The 16,944-nt window shown below is 69.0% G+C and carries 16 protein-coding genes; 11 read left to right on the plus strand and 5 right to left on the minus strand.

Annotation, left to right across the window (positions count from 1 at the left end; all coding sequences use genetic code 11):
• Positions 1–61 precede the first annotated feature (61 nt).
• Positions 62–547: an Lrp/AsnC family transcriptional regulator gene (locus BM355_RS09725; RefSeq protein WP_091697825.1), complete on the minus strand. Its 486-nt coding sequence runs from the start codon at positions 545–547 to the stop codon at positions 62–64.
• Positions 548–647: 100 nt separating this feature from the next.
• Here BM355_RS09725 and BM355_RS09730 point away from each other — a divergent pair, with 100 nt between their 5' ends.
• The 4 genes from BM355_RS09730 (at position 648) to BM355_RS09745 (ending at position 5,701) form a co-directional block, all read left to right on the plus strand.
• The gene (locus BM355_RS09730) at positions 648–2,432 is read left to right on the plus strand and encodes a thiamine pyrophosphate-binding protein (RefSeq protein WP_245760722.1); all 1,785 of its coding nucleotides are present in this window, start codon (positions 648–650) and stop codon (positions 2,430–2,432) included.
• Between the two features lie 271 nt (positions 2,433–2,703).
• Complete coding sequence (locus BM355_RS09735; RefSeq protein ID WP_091697827.1) at positions 2,704–3,921, plus strand: thiolase family protein; 1,218 nt, start codon at positions 2,704–2,706, stop codon at positions 3,919–3,921.
• Between the two features lie 2 nt (positions 3,922–3,923).
• Complete coding sequence (locus BM355_RS09740) at positions 3,924–4,766, plus strand: enoyl-CoA hydratase/isomerase family protein (RefSeq protein WP_091697829.1); 843 nt, start codon at positions 3,924–3,926, stop codon at positions 4,764–4,766.
• Between the two features lie 29 nt (positions 4,767–4,795).
• Entirely contained in the window at positions 4,796–5,701 is a 906-nt protein-coding gene (locus BM355_RS09745; protein ID WP_091697831.1) for a 3-hydroxyacyl-CoA dehydrogenase family protein, read from the plus strand.
• A gap of 125 nt (positions 5,702–5,826) precedes the next feature.
• On the opposite strand, the gene panD is transcribed toward BM355_RS09745, so the two are convergent.
• Positions 5,827–6,264 (minus strand): aspartate 1-decarboxylase, encoded by a 438-nt coding sequence (gene panD, locus BM355_RS09750; RefSeq protein WP_091697833.1) that lies wholly within the window; start codon positions 6,262–6,264, stop codon positions 5,827–5,829.
• A gap of 139 nt (positions 6,265–6,403) precedes the next feature.
• Between panD and paaZ the strand changes: the two genes are divergently transcribed.
• A complete protein-coding gene (gene paaZ / locus BM355_RS09755) occupies positions 6,404–8,542 on the plus strand; it encodes a phenylacetic acid degradation bifunctional protein PaaZ (protein ID WP_091697836.1) in 2,139 nt (712 codons plus the stop codon).
• 138 nt (positions 8,543–8,680) lie between these two features.
• Entirely contained in the window at positions 8,681–9,613 is a 933-nt protein-coding gene (locus BM355_RS09760) for a 3-hydroxyacyl-CoA dehydrogenase (protein WP_091697838.1), read from the plus strand.
• A 344-nt stretch (positions 9,614–9,957) separates the two neighbouring features.
• On the opposite strand, the gene BM355_RS09765 is transcribed toward BM355_RS09760, so the two are convergent.
• The 3 genes from BM355_RS09765 to paaI form a co-directional block, all read right to left on the minus strand.
• Positions 9,958–10,587, minus strand: coding sequence for a TetR/AcrR family transcriptional regulator (locus BM355_RS09765; protein ID WP_091697841.1), 630 nt, complete (start codon positions 10,585–10,587; stop codon positions 9,958–9,960).
• A gap of 106 nt (positions 10,588–10,693) precedes the next feature.
• On the minus strand, positions 10,694–12,037 hold the full coding sequence (locus tag BM355_RS09770; RefSeq protein ID WP_177227912.1) for a phenylacetate--CoA ligase family protein: 1,344 nt from the start codon (positions 12,035–12,037) through the stop codon (positions 10,694–10,696).
• A gap of 65 nt (positions 12,038–12,102) precedes the next feature.
• A complete protein-coding gene (paaI, locus tag BM355_RS09775; RefSeq protein WP_091697896.1) occupies positions 12,103–12,489 on the minus strand; it encodes a hydroxyphenylacetyl-CoA thioesterase PaaI in 387 nt (128 codons plus the stop codon).
• Between the two features lie 309 nt (positions 12,490–12,798).
• Here paaI and paaA point away from each other — a divergent pair, with 309 nt between their 5' ends.
• The 5 genes from paaA to paaE all read left to right on the plus strand — a co-directional run bounded on the left by paaA (position 12,799) and on the right by paaE (position 16,907).
• Positions 12,799–13,809, plus strand: a complete 1,011-nt coding sequence (gene paaA, locus BM355_RS09780; protein ID WP_091697845.1) for a 1,2-phenylacetyl-CoA epoxidase subunit PaaA — start codon at positions 12,799–12,801, stop codon at positions 13,807–13,809.
• Between the two features lie 45 nt (positions 13,810–13,854).
• The gene (paaB, locus tag BM355_RS09785; RefSeq protein WP_091697899.1) at positions 13,855–14,166 is read left to right on the plus strand and encodes a 1,2-phenylacetyl-CoA epoxidase subunit PaaB; all 312 of its coding nucleotides are present in this window, start codon (positions 13,855–13,857) and stop codon (positions 14,164–14,166) included.
• Positions 14,163–14,996 (plus strand): 1,2-phenylacetyl-CoA epoxidase subunit PaaC, encoded by an 834-nt coding sequence (paaC, locus tag BM355_RS09790; RefSeq protein ID WP_091697847.1) that lies wholly within the window; start codon positions 14,163–14,165, stop codon positions 14,994–14,996. Before paaB ends, paaC begins: the two co-directional genes overlap by 4 nt.
• Positions 14,997–15,147: 151 nt before the next feature.
• Positions 15,148–15,744, plus strand: coding sequence for a 1,2-phenylacetyl-CoA epoxidase subunit PaaD (paaD, locus tag BM355_RS09795; protein ID WP_091697902.1), 597 nt, complete (start codon positions 15,148–15,150; stop codon positions 15,742–15,744).
• Positions 15,744–16,907, plus strand: coding sequence for a 1,2-phenylacetyl-CoA epoxidase subunit PaaE (paaE, locus tag BM355_RS09800; protein WP_091697850.1), 1,164 nt, complete (start codon positions 15,744–15,746; stop codon positions 16,905–16,907). The genes paaD and paaE overlap by 1 nt, the downstream gene beginning before the upstream one ends.
• Positions 16,908–16,944: the final 37 nt, after the last annotated feature.

The following is a 16,944-nucleotide window of genomic DNA, read 5'->3' on the forward strand; positions in this document are numbered from 1 at the left end:
GATCACGTGAACGATCCAGACAGGGACACGCCGGTGAAACCTGTCTCCGCCGTACACGTGATCAGGGGCGGGAAGCGGCTTCCTCGAGCAGACCGGCCAGGCGCAGCGGCATGATCTCCTGCAGCGAGATGCTGGTGCTGGTGCGCAGCACGCCCGGTGCGTCCACGATCCGATTGGTCACCTGGTAGAGGTCCGTGGTGTCCCGGGCGACCACCCGCACGCGCAGATCGGCGTCGCCGGTGGTGGCGTGGATCTCGATGATCTGCGGGATCGCACGCAGGCCGGCCAGGGCGTCGTCGTGCTGGCCCTGGCGGATGGAGACGGTGAGGAAGGCGGTCAGACTGAAGCCCAGCGCCTCCGGGGTGACGCGGCGGGTGACCTCGGCGAGCGCCCCACTGGCCTCGAGGCGGCGCAGCCGGGTCTGCACGGTGTTGCGGGCCACGCCCAGCCGTTGAGCCAGGGCCACCACTGTGGCGAAGGGGTCGGCGTCCAGGGCGAGCAGCAGGCGCGCGTCGAGGGCATCGATCCGGGCTTCAGGAGTGCTCATAGGTGACATCTTGACACCCTCATGGCCCATCGCACAGCATTCTGCGCACCCACCACGAGTTCACTTGCCCTCCTGCACCCCTGACCACCACCATCGGAGCATGCCTGAATCCCCCGCAGCGCCCGAGACCACTCCGGACACCGCCGTCACCGCCACCGCCCCCGTGGACGGCATGGCCCCCGCTCCCACCCCGGACCACGCGCCGCGCACCGTCTCCACGGCCGTGGCGGATGTGATCGCCGAGCGCGCCGACCACCTGTTCGGGCTGATGGGCAACGGCAACGCCCACCTGGTGAGCTCCCTGACCGAGCGGGGCTTTCCCTTCACCTCGGCCCGGCACGAGTCGGCCACCGTGACCATGGCGGACGCGTTCCACCGTGCCGGCGGCGGCGTGGGCGTGGCCACCACCACGTACGGCGCCGGATTCACCAACACCTACACCGCCCTGGCCGAGGCCCGGCTGGCGCGCATCCCGCTGGTCCTGGTGGTCGGCGACGCCCCGTCCACCGGGCCCCGGTTCTTCGACATCGACCAGGTCCAGGCAGTCTCGGCCGTGGGCGTCACCACGCTGACCGCCACCCCGCAGAACGCCGAGGCGATGGCCCACCGCGCCTTCGACCTCGCCGCGCAGACCGTCCAGCCGGTGGTGCTCTCCCTCCCCTATGACCACTCCACCGCACCCCTGACCGACCCCGTCCCCCTCGAGCCGCTCGCCCCCAAGCCGCAGCACCCGCCGGTCCCGCCGCAGGTGCAAGCTGTGGCGGAGCGACTCCTCGCCGCCGAGCGCCCGCTGCTGATGGTCGGCCGCGGCGTGCCCATGTCCGGTACGGGAGAGACCGTCCAGCGCATCGGCGACCTGCTGGGCGGACTGTTCGTCACCACCGTGATGGCCTCGAACACCGTGGACTCCCCCTGGAACCTGGGGATCGCCGGCGGCTTCATGCGCACGCACCGCTGGGAGGTGGCGCACACGGCGGACGTGGTCCTGGTGGCCGGCGCCTCGCTGAACCCGTTCCAGATGCGCCACGGCACCCTGTTCGGCCCGGACGCCCACGTGATCCGCGTGGACAACGAGCCCGGCCTGCACCACGAGCGCGTGGACGAGCACGTCAACGCTGACCTGGGCACCTTCCTGGAGGCGCTGCTGGAGGCAGTGGAGCAGTCTGTGCAGACAGTGCAGGAGAAGACAGACCGTCCCGACGCCGGCTCCCTCACCTGGCGTGAGCAGGTCCCGGAGGTCGCCTCGGCGGACTTCCGCGGGGCGGAGCCGGTGGAGGATCCCACCGAGTTCGGTCCAGACGGACGGCTCAACCCCCGCGCCGTGGTGGCCGCCCTGGAGCAGATCCTGCCTCAGGACCGGTCCGTGGTGATGGACGGGGGTCACTTCCTGGGCTGGGCGCCGATGTACCTCTCCGTCCCGGATCCGCACGCCCTGGTCATGGTGGGCACCGCGTTCCAGTCCATCGGCCTGGGGCTGGGCTCGGCGGCCGGGGTCTCCGTGGCTCGCCCGGACCGGCTGACCGTGCACATCACCGGAGACGGCGGCGGACTGATGGGCCTGGCGGACCTGGAGACCTTCATCCGCACCACCCGCCGGGGCGTGATGGTGGCCCTGAACGACTCCGCCTACGGCGCCGAGCTGCACCAGTACGCCTCCAAGGGCCTGCATGATGCGGCCATGCTGATCGACGAGGTCGACTTCTCCGCGCTCGGCAGGGCCCTGGGCGCCGAGGGAGTGAAGGCCACCACCCTGGCTGACCTGCAGCACCTGACCGACTGGCTGGCCACCGATCAGGACAGCGTGTTCGTGCTGGACGTGGCGATCTCGCAGAAGGTCGTGGCCGAGTTCATGCAGGGAATGGTGAATCAGGGCAAGAGCCTCTGAGGGGCGCACCGCACCAGTCGACCAGCTCGGACCACCCCTGATTCATACCGGATCAATTATCAGTGATGACTCATTGGTACTGGACTCGGCGAGGGTCTCGACGGAGGATGGACTCCAGAAGCGCACCGGGCCCTGACTGCGGTCCGGTCAGATGATGACGCGGTCCTGCCATGGATTGACCCGGATCACATCCGCGCGGAATACTGATTCCTGAACACTCGGTCAGTAAATCGTGCGGTCTCCCCTGCTGCCGCACTTAAGGAGTCACCTCATGTCCTCACAGCCCCAGGCCTTCCTCGTCGGAGGAACCCGCACCCCCGTCGGACGCTACGGCGGTGCCCTGTCCTCCGTCCGTCCGGACGATCTGGCCGCCCTGGTGGTGAAGCAGGTGGTGACCGATGCCGGAATCGATCCGGCCGACGTCGACGAGGTGATCCTGGGCAACGCGAACGGTGCCGGCGAGGAGAACCGCAACGTGGCGCGCATGGCCTGGCTGCTGGCCGGCTTCCCGGACACCGTCCCGGGCATCACCGTGAACCGACTGTGCGCCTCGGGCATGAGCGCCATCGCCATGGCCACCTTCATGATCAAGGCCGGCGCGGCGGACATCGTGGTCGCCGGCGGCGTGGAGTCCATGTCCCGCGCCCCCTGGGTGACGGCCAAGCCCACCACCGCCTTCGCCAGGCCCGGAGAGACCTTCGACACCTCCATCGGCTGGCGCTTCGTGAACCCGCGCTTCACCAGCGAGGAGTTCGGGGACAAGTTCACCTTCTCCATGCCGGAGACCGCCGAGGAGGTGGCCCGCGTGGACAACATCTCCCGTGAGGACGCGGACGAATTCGCCGTGAGCTCTCACGCCAAGGCCCTGGCCGCGATCGCCGAGGGCCGCCTGGCCCAGGAGATCACCCCCGTGACGGTGACCGGCAAGAAGGGCGCCACCTCCGTGGTGGACACCGATGAGGGTCCGCGCGAGGGCACCACCCCCGAGGTGCTGGCCAAGCTGCGCCCCGTGGTCAAGGGCGGCTCCGTGGTCACCGCCGGCAACTCCTCCTCCCTGAACGACGGCGCCTCCGCGATCCTGGTGGTCTCCGAGCGCGCCGCCGAGAAGTACGGCCTGAAGGCCCGCGCCCGCGTGGTCGAGGCCACCAGCGCCGGCCTGGCCCCGGAGATCATGGGCCTGGGCCCGGTCCCGGCCACGGAGAAGGCCTTCGCCCGCAGTGGCTGGACCGCAGACCAGCTCGGCGCGGTCGAGCTCAATGAGGCCTTCGCCACGCAGTCGCTGGGCAGCATGCGTCGCCTGGGCCTGGACCCGAGCATCGTGAACAACGACGGCGGCGCCATCGCCTTGGGCCATCCGCTCGGCTCCTCCGGTTCTCGCCTCCTGGTCACCCTGCTGCGCCGCATGGAGGCCGAGGGCGCGGACAAGGGCCTGGCGACCCTGTGCATCGGCGTGGGCCAGGGTGCCGCGATGCTGGTGGAGAAGGTCTGAGCATGTCCGACCAGCCAGAGCAGACCCCTGACCAGCACTTCCCCGGCCTGGCCGAACTGACCGAGGGCTTCTCCGCCCTGCGGATCGAGGCCACGGCCGACCGCCCGGACCGTGTGGTCGCGTTCATGGACCGCCCGGGCGTGCGCAATGCGATCGACCAGACCATGGTCGATGAGTTCCATGCCCTGTGCGGATGGCTGGAGCGCAACCCGCGCGTGCTGGTCATCACCGGCACCGAGGTGGAGAACAGGAAGAGCGGGACGATGCAGGGCATCTTCGCCTCCGGCGCGGACATCGGCCAGCTGCGCGAGCGCCGCCGGGACGATGCCCTGCGCGGCGTGAACTCCCAGATCTTCGACCGCATCCACCGCCTGCCGCTGCCGGTGATCGCAGCGATCGACGGCTACGCCCTGGGCGGCGGTGCCGAGCTGGCCTACGCCGCGGACTTCCGCCTGGCCACCCCCACCCTGAAGATGGGACAGCCCGAGGCCGGACTGGGCATCACCGCGGCCGCCGGTGCCATGTGGCGGCTGAAGGAGCTGATCGGCGAGCCGGTGGCCCTGGAGCTGCTGATGACCGGACGGATCCTCTCCGCCCAAGAGGCCCTGGACCTGCACCTGGTCACCGAGCTGCACGAGTCCGCCGAGCTGCTGGACGGCGCGCACGCCCTGGCTGACCGGATCGGCGCGCAGGACCCGCTGGCCGTGCGGATCACCAAGCGGGTGTTCCACATGCCCCGCGAGGCCCACCCCCACGTGGATGAGCTGGCCCAGGCGATCCTGTTCGAGTCCGAGGCCAAGTTCGATCGCATGCAGGCCTTCCTCGACCGCAGCGCCAAGAAGTGACCCCCGACCCCGTGACCCCAGGAGAACCGATGAGCACCGATTCGACCTCGACCACCGCCTCACCTGCACCGAAGCCAGGGACCGTCCCGGCCGTCGTCGGGGTCCTGGGAGGCGGCCGCATGGGGGCGGGCATCGCCCACGCCTTCCTGATCTCCGGCTCGCGCGTCACCGTGGTGGAGCGCGATCCGCAGGCCGCCGAGTCCGCCAAGGAGCGGATCGAGCGCGACCTGGCCAAGTCCCTGGAGCGCGGGGCGATCGACGGCAACCTGGACGTGTGGGCGCAGAACCTCACGCTCTCGCTGGACCAGGCCGACTTCGCCCAGTGCGACCTGGTGATCGAGGCGGTGCCGGAGGACTTCGACCTCAAGGTCTCCTCGCTGACCTCGGTGGAGTCGCACCTGCGCGAGGACGCCTGGCTGGCCTCGAACACCTCGTCCCTGTCGATCGACCGGATCGCCGAGAAGCTCTCCCGCCCGGAGCGGTTCTGCGGTCTGCACTTCTTCAACCCGGTGCCGGCCTCCAAGCTGGTGGAGATCGTCAACGGCGAGAAGACCGGGCAGGAGCTGCGGGACCTGGCCGTGCAGTGGGTGGCGGGCATCTCCAAGACCCCCGTCTCGGTCAACGACGCCCCGGGCTTCGCCTCATCGCGCCTGGGGGTGGCCCTGGGACTGGAGGCCATCCGCATGGTCGAGGAGGGCGTGGCCGCGCCGGAGGACATCGACAACGCCATGGTCCTGGGCTACAAGCACCCGGTGGGCCCGCTGGCGCTGAACGACATCGTGGGCCTGGACGTGCGCCTGGGGATCGCCGAGTACCTGGCCTCCGAGCTGGGCGAGCGCTTCGACCCACCGCAGCTGATGCGTGACATGGTGGCGCGCGGAGAGCTGGGCCGCAAGACCGGCAAGGGCTTCTACGACTACGGCGACCAGGGCTGAACCACTCCCCTGAACCCCCCATAGATCTGGCGGTCAGTTATCACCGGCATCCCCTCGAATCTGAGGGAATGAGAGTGATGACCGACCGCCAGTTGCGTGCGGGGTCCGGGGTCCGGGGTCCGGACTCAGAGGTCGGCCTGGGCCTCATCCAGTCGGCGAGACTGCGGCGGGCGGGCCACGCCGTCCAGCAGCCCCTCGGCCGGATCAGAGCCCAGCTCCACGATCCGGTTCTGTGCGTCCACGTGCACCACTGAGGGCTGAAAGGTGCGCGCCTCGGCGTCCTCCATCTGGGCGTAGGCGATCAGGATGACGATGTCCCCGGGGTGGATCAACCGCGCGGCAGCGCCGTTGATGCCGAGCACACCGGTGCCGCGCTCCCCCGCGATCGTGTAGGTCTCCAGTCGTGCCCCGTTGGTGACGTCCACGATGCTCACCAGCTCTCCCGGCAGGATCCCGGCGGCGTCGAGCAGGTCCTGGTCCACCGTCACCGACCCCACGTAGTGCAGATCGGCCTGGGTGACGGTAGCGCGGTGGATCATGGCGTGGAACATGGTCCGGAGCATGCCCCCCGGGTAGTCACTGTGCCCGGAGCACTGACAGGGGGCTGTGATCTGCGTTATGGTGGACCACAAATACTGACCGATCGGTCAGGCATCTCAGACACGTCGTCTCTCCACGCAGCTGTGGATCGAAGGAGCACCCGTGACCACCACCGCTTCCAGCCCTGCCCAGACCGCCTCGGACCAGATCCTGCCCAGCTTCATCGCCGGCCAGTGGTGGAGCCCGCAGGACCCCCAGAAGGTCACCGAGGTCACGGACGCCTCCACGGGCGAGGTCGTGGCGCGGGTGAGCACGGACGGGATCGACATCGCCGCCGCCGTGGAGCACGCTCGCACCGTCGGCCAGAAGGCGCTGGGCGAGCTGACCATCCATCAGCGCGCCCTCAAGCTCAAGGAGCTGGCCACCTACCTCACCGAGCACAAGCAGGAGCTGTACGACCTCTCCTTCGCCACGGGTGCCACCCAGCGGGACCACGCCATCGACACCGACGGCGGCATCGGCACCCTGTTCACCTTCTCCTCCAAGGGTCGGCGCGAGCTGCCCAACGCCAACGTGATCGTGGACGGGGACGTGGAGATGCTCTCCCGGGACGGCTCGTTCATCGGCGAGCACGTGTACTCCCGGATGCCCGGTGTGGCCGTGCAGATCAACGCCTTCAACTTCCCGGTCTGGGGGATGCTGGAGAAGTTCGCGCCCTCGTTCATCGCCGGCATGCCCACCATCGTCAAGCCCGCCACCCCCACCGGCTATGTCACCGAGCTGTGCGTGCGCCTGATGCTGGACTCCGGCATCCTGCCCGAGGGCTCCCTGCAGCTGATCTCCGGCTCGGCCCGGGATCTGCTGGATCACCTGGACTACCGCGACCACGTGGCGTTCACCGGTTCGGCCGGCACCGCCGCCACGCTGCGCCGCCACCCCTCCGTGCAGGAGGGCGGTCTGCGCTTCACCGCCGAGACCGATTCGCTCAACGCGGCCATCCTCGGCCCGGACGCCACGAAGGACACCCCGGAGTTCGAGGCGTTCATCAAGGCCGTGTTCGTGGAGATCACCGCCAAGGCCGGTCAGAAGTGCACCGCCGTGCGCCGGGTGATCGTCCCCCAGGATCGGGTCGACGACGTCGTCACCGCCGTGGCCGCGCGCGTCACCGAGAAGGTGGTGCTGGGCGATCCGCGCACCGAGGGTGCCACCATGGGCCCGCTGGCCTCCAAGGACCAGCAGCGGGAGGTGGGAGCCGCCGTCGAGAAGCTCATGCAGGCCGGCGGCACCGTCCGCCTGGGCGGGCCCGAGGCCGCAGGCCAGGCCGATCCTGCCCTGGACGCCGGTGCGTTCTACCCGGTCACGCTGCTCTCCTTCGAGGATTCGGACACCCCCGAGGTCCACATGGTCGAGGCCTTCGGTCCGGTCACCTCGGTGATCGGCTACACGGACATCGACGACGCCGTGCGTCTGGCCGCCCTGGGCTCAGGCTCCCTGGTGGCCACGGTGTGCACGAACGACGGCGAGGTCGCCTCCCAGTTCCTCGCCGGCATCGGCGCCCACCACGGCCGCGTGCACGTGCTGAACCGGCAGACCGCCCAGACCTCCACCGGGCACGGCTCCCCCGTCCCGCACCTGGTCCACGGTGGTCCGGGCCGGGCCGGCGGCGGCGAGGAGCTCGGCGGCGTGCGCGCCGTGAAGCACTACATGCAGCGCACCGCCGTCCAGGGTTCCCCGGACATGCTGACCTCCATCACCGGCATCTGGCACCGGGGCGCGGAGGCGAACACCGTCACGCGAGAGGACGTGGAGGCAGGCCGCGGTGAGCACCCGTTCTACAAGTCGCTGGAGACCCTGCGGATCGGTGACCAGTTCGCCTCCGAGCTGCGCACCGTCACCCTGCAGGACATCACCGACTTCGCCGAGGAGACCGGGGACAAGTTCTACGCGCACACGGACGAGGAGGCCGCCATGGCCAACCCGTTCTTCCCTCGCCGGGTGGCCCACGGCTACCTGCTCGTCTCCTGGGCGGCCGGCCTGTTCGTGGCCCCGGATCCGGGCCCGGTGCTGGCCAACTACGGTTTGGAGAGCCTGCGCTTCATCACCCCGGTGACCTACGACGACGCCATCCGCGTCACGCTGACCGCCAAGAAGATCACCCCGCGCGTCACCGACGAGTACGGCGAGGTGGCCTGGGACTGCCAGATCCACAACCAGAAGGACGAGCTTTGCGCCCAGTACGACGTGCTGACGCTCGTGTCCAAGACCTGGCCGATGGCCTCGTCCGAGGCCTCCCAGGGCTGAGTGTCCCTGCCCCGACGGGCCGTCCCGTGCGTACCCCGCGCACCGGGCGGCCCGTCGTCACGTCGGGGAACAAGGAGCGCGCCTGGGGCGTTCTCCTGCATGTCCCATCCAGACCGCGAGAGAAGAAGGTCGACACACATGTCCGATTTCACACGTTTTGAGCAGGTTGCCGTACTGGGGACCGGCGTGCTGGGTTCCCAGATCATCATGCAGGCCGCGTACCACGGCAAGAAGGTCATGGCCTACGACGCCGTCCCTGCCGCCATCGAGGGGATCGACCGGCGCTGGGCCTGGATCCGTCAGGGCTACGAAGCGGACCTCGGGGAGGGCTACGACCCGCAGCGCTTCGACGACGCCCTCGCCCGCATCACGCCGACCTCGGACCTCGGCGAGGCCCTGGCGAATGCGGACATCGTGATCGAGGCCGTCCCGGAGAACCTGGAGCTCAAGCGCAAGGTGTGGGCCCAGGTGGGCGAGCTCGCCCCCGCCACGACCCTGTTCGCCACGAACACCTCCTCCCTGCTGCCCTCGGACTTCGCCGACGCCAGCGGCCATCCGGAGCGCTTCCTGGCCCTGCACTACGCCAACCGCATCTGGGCGCAGAACACCGCCGAGGTCATGGGCACCGCCGCGACCTCGCCGGAGGCCGTCGCGGGAGCCCTGCAGTTCGCCGAGGAGACCGGCATGGTCCCCGTGCACGTGCGCAAGGAGATCCCGGGCTACTTCCTCAACTCCCTGCTCATCCCGTGGCTGCAGGCCGGCTCCAAGCTGTACATGCACGGAGTGGGCAACCCGGCGGACATCGACCGCACCTGGCGCGTGGCCACCGGCAACGAGCGCGGCCCGTTCCAGACCTACGACGTCGTGGGCTTCCACGTGGCCGCCAACGTCTCCCGCAACACGGGCGTCGACTGGCAGCGCGGCTTCGCTGAGCTGCTCGAGAAGAGCATCGCCGAGGGCCACAGCGGTGTGGCCGACGGCCAGGGCTTCTACCGCTACGGGCCGGACGGGGAGAACCTCGGCCCGGTGGAGGACTGGAACCTGGACGACAAGGACACCCCGCTCGGCTGACCTCCTCCACTGACGGATCAGGGGCCGCCCGGTGCGCACCGCGCATCGGGCGGCCCTGACGCATACCCCCGCCACCGACGGTTCCACGGAGAGCACGGGCGGCGCCTCCGCCTCCACCGGCGGCGGGCCCACCTCGAAGCCGGTGCCCCCTTCACTGCGTACATGCCGCTCCCGGCTCAGGAGGGGTCCGTCTAAGCCCACCTGACAGCCGTGCAGGACGGCGCCCGGACGGTGGTCGTGGCCCCGTCCGACGCGGACGGCGGGTGTCTGCGGAAGCGGAGGGCTGTGCGGCCGCGATCGTGGCCGACGTGCTCGCCGCGCTCGACGCCGAGGACTGAGGATCCTCAGCCCCGCAGGCCCCCGAGCACCACGCCGGTGACGGCGTCGATCATCTTGCCCGCGCCCTGCTCGCCGGGGACGCCACGGCCCGGGCGGTACCAGTCCACGATCGAGTTGATCATCCCGAGCGCGAGGCGGGCGAGGTTGTGCGAGGTCACGTCGGTACGCACCGCACCGGTGGCCTGGGCGGCCTCGAGTAGGTCACCTAGTCTCCGGGTGAGCTCACGGCGGCGCTCGACGGCGGCCAGCTCGACCGCCGAGTTCCCGCGCAGGCGCAGCAGCAGGGTCACCTCGGGCTGCTTCTCCACCAGCACACTGAGCGTGCCGCGGATGCCCTCCTCGACCTGCGCGCCAGCGTCGGCCCCGTTGCCCGCCACGCCGTCCAGGCATGCCTCGAGGGCGTCCAGTGCGTCCGTCACCGCGTGGTCGAGGATCGCCTCCTTGGAGTCCACGTGGTGGTAGATCGCGGACTTGGAGATGCCCAGGTGCTTGGCGAGCATCCCCATGGAGGTGGCGTCGTAGCCGTGGACGTTGAAGACCTCCACGCAGACGCGGATCAGGGTCTCTCGGTCATAGCCGGGTCGGCCGCGCCGGGGGGAGTCCGTGCTGTCAGGGGGTGTGGCAGTGGCGGTCATCGGGGGTTCGGTCCTCTGGTCTTAGGGCAGACGTCCCTGTATATCACTCAGTGGGCCAGACCGGGGACGGCCTGGCCCACGTGGCAGCACGGCAGGCAGGTGCGGGTCAGCCGTTGTCGCGCAGATCGTAGACGCGGCGCAGCTTGCCGGAGGAGCGGGCCAGGGAGCCGGGCTCGCAGACCTTGATGGTGCAGGAGGAGCCGATTTTGGTCTTGATCTCATGCACCAGCTTCTTGGCACCCTCCTCAGCCACCTCCACGGTGACCTCTTCACGGCGCTCGATGTTCACCGTCATCTGGTCCATCCGGTTCGGACGGGTGATCTCCAGGGTGAAGTGCGGGGAGAACGCCGGAATGTTCAGCGCCAGCTCCTCGATCTGGGACGGGAACAGGTTCACGCCGCGCAGGATGATCATGTCGTCCGAACGGCCGGTGATCCGACCCATGCGGCGGTGACCGGGGCGCTCGGTGCCAGGCAGCAGGCGGGTGAGGTCGTGCGTGCGGTAGCGGATGATCGGCAGCGCCTCCTTGGTCAGCGCCGTGAACACCAGTTCTCCGGGACGTCCGGTCTCCAAGACCTCGTCGGTGAAGGGGTCGATGATCTCCGGGCGGAAGTGGTCCTCCCAGATGTGCGAGCCGTCCTTGGTCACGCGGGACTCGCCGGCCACGCCCGGACCCATGACCTCGGAGAGGCCGTAGATGTCGCAGGCGTCGATCCCGAAGGTCTGTTCGATCTCCCGGCGCATCTCCTCGGTCCAGGGCTCGGCGCCCAGGACGGCGGTCTTCAGCGAGGACTCCTTGGGGTCCAGCCCCATCTTCTTGAAGCCGTCGGCGATGGTCAGCAGGTAGGTGGGGGTGGAGAGGATCGCCTCGGGCTCGAAGTCCCGGATCATCTGCACCTGCTTCTCGGTCTGGCCGCCGGACATCGGGATCACGGCGCAGCCCAGCCGCTCGGCGCCGTAGTGGGCGCCCAGTCCGCCGGTGAACAGGCCGTAGCCGTAGGCGTTGTGGACCTTCATGCCGGGCTGGACGCCGGCCATCCGGAAGCAGCGGGCCACCAGGGTGCCCCAGGTGTCCAGGTCGTTCTCGGTGTAGGCCACCACGGTGGGCTGACCGGTGGTGCCGGAGGAGGCGTGGATGCGCCGGATCTCGGACATCGGCACGGCGAAGGACTTGAACGGGTAGGCCTTCCGCAGGAACTCCTTGTCCGTGTACGGGAAGAGCTTGAGGTCCTCGAGCTCCTTGAAGTCACCGGGATGCACGCCGTGCCCGTCGAAGAGCTCCTGGTACGCCTGGACGTTCTCGTAGGCGTGGTGCAGCGCCCAGTTCAGACGCTCGAACTGCAGGGACTCGATCTGGTCCCGGCTCATCGTCTCCTCAGCGTCCGGGACCGAGCGGTCGGCCGGGATGGGTGACGGGGTGTACGGGTTGGGGACGGAGCATTCAGTCATGGTGGGCACTTCCTCGGCGTGGGGGTTCTGGGGTCTGGTGGCGGCTGGGCGGCAGGGGGCTGAGGTCAGCCCTTGCGGGGGATGGTGCGGCTGCGGCCGCGGAACTGTGCCACCAGATGACCGGCGTCGTCGGTGACCTCGATGTCATAGAGTCCGCTGCGGCCGGTCTGGGCGACCACCCGGCCCACGGCAGTCAGACGCTGGCCGGCGCGCGGGGAGGACATGAAGTTCACGTCCACACCCTGGGCCACGGTGATGGTGGAGCCGTCGCCCTCAGGGTCGTTACAGACCCAGGCGAAGCAGGTGTCGGCGAAGGCGAAGACCATCCCGCCATGGGCGATCCCGAATCCGTTGAGCATCTCCTCACGCACGGTCATGTGCATGGTGACCTGCCCGTACTCAGCATGTTCGACCTCGATGCCGAGCCAGTCGGCGGCGGGGTCCTGCCCCATCAAGGGGTGCACGGACCGGGTGATGCTCTCAGACACAGGGGGACTCCGTTCATAACCGACCGACCGATCATTAGGTAATCCCACCAGTGTGACCTGCGTCAAGTGCGGGTCTGCCCAGTGTGCCCTGGATGACGCCCCCACGTCACGGGCAGGACGGGCAGGAAGGTTCGGCCCAGGGCTTGACGCACCTCACACCGACCCATATCCTGAACGAACGGTCAGTAAATCGCGCTGTCGTCGCGTCCACTGACCCCTGACTCACCGGTCGGGCAGCCGCCTGACACCCCTTCTCCCCGTGAGGTGAACATCATGGCCGCAACGAACACCGCCGGCGGACATCTCTCCGCTGTCCAGACCCCTGAGGAGCAGGCCGGTCAGGAGTACTTCGACCGCGTCATCGCCGAGGACTCCCGGATCGAGCCTCGCGACTGGATGCCCGAGGGCTACCGCAAGACCCTGGTCCGTCAGGTCTCCCAGCACGCGCACTCCGAGATCATCGGCATGCAGCCCGAGGCCAACTGGATCACCCGGGCACCTTCCCTGAAGCGCAAGGCCATCCTGATGGCCAAGGTCCAGGACGAGGCCGGCCACGGTCTGTACCTGTACTCGGCCGCCGAGACCCTGGGCACTCCCCGCCACGTGCTGAACCAGCAGCTGCTCTCCGGCAAGGCCAAGTACTCCTCGATCTTCAACTACCCGGCTCGCACCTGGGCTGACATGGGTGCCATCGGTTGGCTCGTGGACGGCGCCGCGATCGCCAACCAGGTCCCGCTGTGCCGCGCCTCCTACGGTCCGTACGGCCGCGCCATGGTCCGGATCTGCAAGGAGGAGTCCTTCCACCAGCGCCAGGGCTGGGAGATCCTCTTCGAGCTCTCGCACGGCACCCCTGCGCAGAAGCAGATGGCCCAGGACGCCGTGAACCGCTTCTACGGCCCGGCCCTGCAGATGTTCGGCCCGCCGGACGATGACTCCCCCAACTCGCGTCAGTCCATGGCCTGGAACATCAAGCGCTTCTCCAACGACGAGCTGCGCCAGCGCTTCGTGGACATGATCGTGCCGCAGGCCGAGGCCCTGGGCCTGACCCTGCCGGATCCGGACCTGAAGTGGAACGAGGAGCGCGGCCACTACGACTTCGGCGAGCTGGACTGGAACGAGTTCAAGTCCGTGATCGCCGGCAAGGGCCCGTGCAACGTCCAGCGCATGCAGCGCCGCCGCCAGGCCCATGAGAACGGCGCCTGGGTCCGTGAGGCCGCCGCCGAGTACGCCCGCAAGGAGGCTGCCGCTCAGCAGACCGCCGACACCGCCCTGATCGGAGCCTGAGAGATGACCCAGCAGCAGAGCAGCCAGAACGCTGAAGAACTGACCATGGCCGCCACCGCCCCGGAGCCCGAGGGCGAGACCGCCTGGGGCCTGTGGGAGGTCTTCGTGCGCTCCTCGCGCGGCCTGTCCCACGTCCACGCCGGATCGCTGCACGCCCCGGACGCCACCATGGCCCTGCGCAACGCCCGTGACCTGTACACCCGGCGCAACGAGGGCACCTCGGTGTGGGTGGTCCCCTCGGAGGTCATCTCCTCCTCGGACCCGGACTCCAAGGGCGGCTACTTCGAGTCGGCCCAGGGCAAGAGCTACCGCCACGCCACGTACTACACCAAGAGTGAAGGGGTGAAGCACCTGTGAGCTTCGCATCCCATGACTCCGCCACCAAGCAGAGCGCCGGCATCGCCATCACCGCCGAGGAGATCGGCGCGTCCGGGGTCACGGCCTCGGAGGATGTGGCCAACTACGCGCTGTACCTGGGTGACGACGCCCTGATGCTGGCCCAGCGCCTGGGCTGGTGGATCTCCCGTGCCCCGGAGCTGGAGGAGGACATCGCCCTGGGCAACATCGGGCTGGACCTGCTCGGCCATGCCCGGTTCTTTCTGACCTACGCCGGCACCGCCTGGGGCAAGACCGAGGACGACCTGGCCTACTTCCGTGACGAGCACGAGTTCCGCTCCTGCCGTCTGGTGGAGCAGGAGAACGGCGACTTCGCCCAGACGATCGTCAAGCAGCTGATCTTCTCCTACTACCAGTACGAGCTGTACCGCCGTCTGGTGGAGTCGAAGGACGAGACCCTGGCCGCCATCGCGGACAAGGCGCTCAAGGAGATCCAGTACCACCAGGACCACGCCTCCCAGTGGACCCTGCGTCTGGGCAAGGGCACCGAGGAGTCCCACCGCCGCATGGAGAAGGCCCTGTTCTACATGTGGCCCTATGTGGACGAGCTCTTCGCCGACGATGAGCTGCTCACCCGCCTGGCCGAGCAGGGGATCGCCGTGCTGCCCTCCTCCCTGCGTGAGGACTTCGACCGCCGGATCGAGGCGATCCTGGCCGAGGCCGAGCTGCGCGTGCCCGCCGTGGACGGCGCCTGGGGCGGTGACCGTTCGGGCGAGTTCTCCGAGCACCGCGGTCACATCCTCACCGAGATGCAGGTGCTCGCGCGCCAGCATCCCGGCGCCACGTGGTGAGCTGTCCCGTTCTGACCTGACCTGTCCTGTCCACATCCCCTGAGCGCCCTGATCCAGTGAGGTGACCACCATGAGCTCCAGCCCCCGCCCCGTCCGGGACTCCCGCGAGGTCCTGGGTGACATCACCGAGCAGATCCTGGGCGCCCAGGAGATGGACCGGCGCACCGCCCAGCTGCGCCGGTCGCAAGGCCTTCCCGACGACGGCCCCGCACCGGAGGCGTCCGGCTCGCCGGACGCTGAGGTCCCCCACCACGAGCTGCGCCCGCAGGACCCGGATGCCGCTCGCGTCTGGGACGCCGCGGCCCGGGTGAACGACCCGGAGATCCCCGTCCTGTCAATCGCCGACCTGGGCATCCTGCGGGAGGCCCGCGTGGAAGGCGACCGGGCCGTCGTCGTGATCACCCCCACCTATTCCGGATGCCCGGCCATGGAGACCATCACCGATGATGTGAGCTCCGCTCTGAAGGCCGAGGGCTGGGACCAGGTGGAGGTGGAGCTGGTGCTGCAGCCGGCCTGGACCACCGACTGGATGACCGAGGACGGCAAGCGCAAGCTCAACGAGTACGGGATCGCTCCGCCCACCGGGAAGGCCGCGGCCGGACCGGTGCGGATGGGGCTGGCCGTGAAGTGCCCGCGCTGCCATTCGCTCAAGACCCAGGAGCTGACCCGGTTCGGCTCCACTGCCTGCAAGGCGCTGTACACCTGCCAGGACTGCCTGGAACCCTTCGACTACTTCAAGGTGCACTGATGACTGAGACCACAGAGACCACCGGCCGCCGCCGTGCCACGTTCAACGAGCTCGAGGTCGCCGAGGTCCGGCGCCTGACCGCCGACTCCGTGGAGGTGGCCTTCGCCATCCCCGAGCAGCTGCAGGACGACTACGACTACGTTCCCGGCCAGTACGTGGCGCTGCGCGCCCAGATCGACGGCCAGGAGGTGCGCCGCTCCTACTCGATCTGCACCGACCCGAAGCCCGGTGAGATCCGCGTGGCCATCAAGAAGGACCTGGGCGGGCTGTTCTCCACCTGGGCCAACGAGAACCTCAAGGCCGGGGACCGCATGGAGGTGATGAACCCGCAGGGCGCGTTCACCTCCAAGGTCAACGTCACCTCCATGAACGACGCCGAGAAGCTGGCCGAGAAGGAGGTGGCCGGCAAGGCCAACGTCCACCTGGTCGCCTTCGCCGCCGGCTCGGGCATCACCCCGATCATGTCGATCGCCAAGGCCGTGCTGCGCGCCTCGGACACCTCCACCTTCGATCTGGTCTACGCCAACCGCTCCGCCATGGACGTCATGTTCTCCGAGGAGCTGGGCGACCTGAAGGACAAGTATCCCTCCCGCCTGGCCGTGCACCACGTGCTCTCACGCGAGCAGCGGATCAGCCCCCTGATGTCCGGGCGGATCGACCAGGACAAGCTGGACGAGCTGCTGGACCATGTGGTGCGGGTGACCGAGGCCGACGAGTGGTTCCTGTGCGGCCCGTTCGAGCTGGTGCAGATGTGCCGGGACACCCTGGCCAAGCGCGGCGTCCCGGAGGACAAGATCCGCTTCGAGCTGTTCACCACCGGCCAGCCCGATCGCCCGCAGGGCCAGCAGGGCCGTGCCGTGGTGGCCGACCCCTCCGGTGAGAACTACACCATCGAGTTCCGCCTGGACGGGCTCTCCTCCTCGATCGAGTCCCCGGTCTCCGCCCACGAGACGGTGCTCAACGCCGCCCTGCGCGTGCGCCCGGACACCCCGTTCGCCTGCGCCGGCGGCGTGTGCGGCACCTGCCGGGCCAAGGTGGTCAAGGGTGAGTTCGAGATGGAGGAGAACTACGCCCTGGAGAAGGACGAGGTGGAGCGCGGCTACGTGCTGACCTGCCAGACCCGCCCGACCTCCAAGGAACTGGTCGTCGACTTCGACGCCTGATCCACTCCTGAAGGGACTGATCCCATGATCGAGCTGA

The organism is Micrococcus terreus (assembly GCF_900116905.1).
Lineage (GTDB): Bacteria > Actinomycetota > Actinomycetes > Actinomycetales > Micrococcaceae > Citricoccus > Citricoccus terreus.

Bases quoted from the DNA above. Each gene is read 5' to 3' on its own strand.
- paaA (WP_091697845.1), top strand. From the start codon at position 12,799: ATGGCCGCAACGAACACCGCCGGCGGACATCTCTCCGCTGTCCAGACC.
- BM355_RS09745 (WP_091697831.1), top strand. From the start codon at position 4,796: ATGAGCACCGATTCGACCTCGACCACCGCCTCACCTGCACCGAAGCCA.
- paaD (WP_091697902.1), top strand. From the start codon at position 15,148: ATGGACCGGCGCACCGCCCAGCTGCGCCGGTCGCAAGGCCTTCCCGAC.
- BM355_RS09735 (WP_091697827.1), top strand. From the start codon at position 2,704: ATGTCCTCACAGCCCCAGGCCTTCCTCGTCGGAGGAACCCGCACCCCC.
- BM355_RS09730 (WP_245760722.1), top strand. From the start codon at position 648: ATGCCTGAATCCCCCGCAGCGCCCGAGACCACTCCGGACACCGCCGTC.
- paaE (WP_091697850.1), top strand. From the start codon at position 15,744: ATGACTGAGACCACAGAGACCACCGGCCGCCGCCGTGCCACGTTCAAC.
- panD (WP_091697833.1), bottom strand. From the start codon at position 6,264: ATGCTCCGGACCATGTTCCACGCCATGATCCACCGCGCTACCGTCACC.
- paaI (WP_091697896.1), bottom strand. From the start codon at position 12,489: ATGGGGCAGGACCCCGCCGCCGACTGGCTCGGCATCGAGGTCGAACAT.
- BM355_RS09765 (WP_091697841.1), bottom strand. From the start codon at position 10,587: ATGACCGCCACTGCCACACCCCCTGACAGCACGGACTCCCCCCGGCGC.
- BM355_RS09725 (WP_091697825.1), bottom strand. From the start codon at position 547: ATGAGCACTCCTGAAGCCCGGATCGATGCCCTCGACGCGCGCCTGCTG.
- BM355_RS09770 (WP_177227912.1), bottom strand. From the start codon at position 12,037: ATGACTGAATGCTCCGTCCCCAACCCGTACACCCCGTCACCCATCCCG.
- paaB (WP_091697899.1), top strand. From the start codon at position 13,855: ATGGCCGCCACCGCCCCGGAGCCCGAGGGCGAGACCGCCTGGGGCCTG.
- BM355_RS09740 (WP_091697829.1), top strand. From the start codon at position 3,924: ATGTCCGACCAGCCAGAGCAGACCCCTGACCAGCACTTCCCCGGCCTG.
- BM355_RS09760 (WP_091697838.1), top strand. From the start codon at position 8,681: ATGTCCGATTTCACACGTTTTGAGCAGGTTGCCGTACTGGGGACCGGC.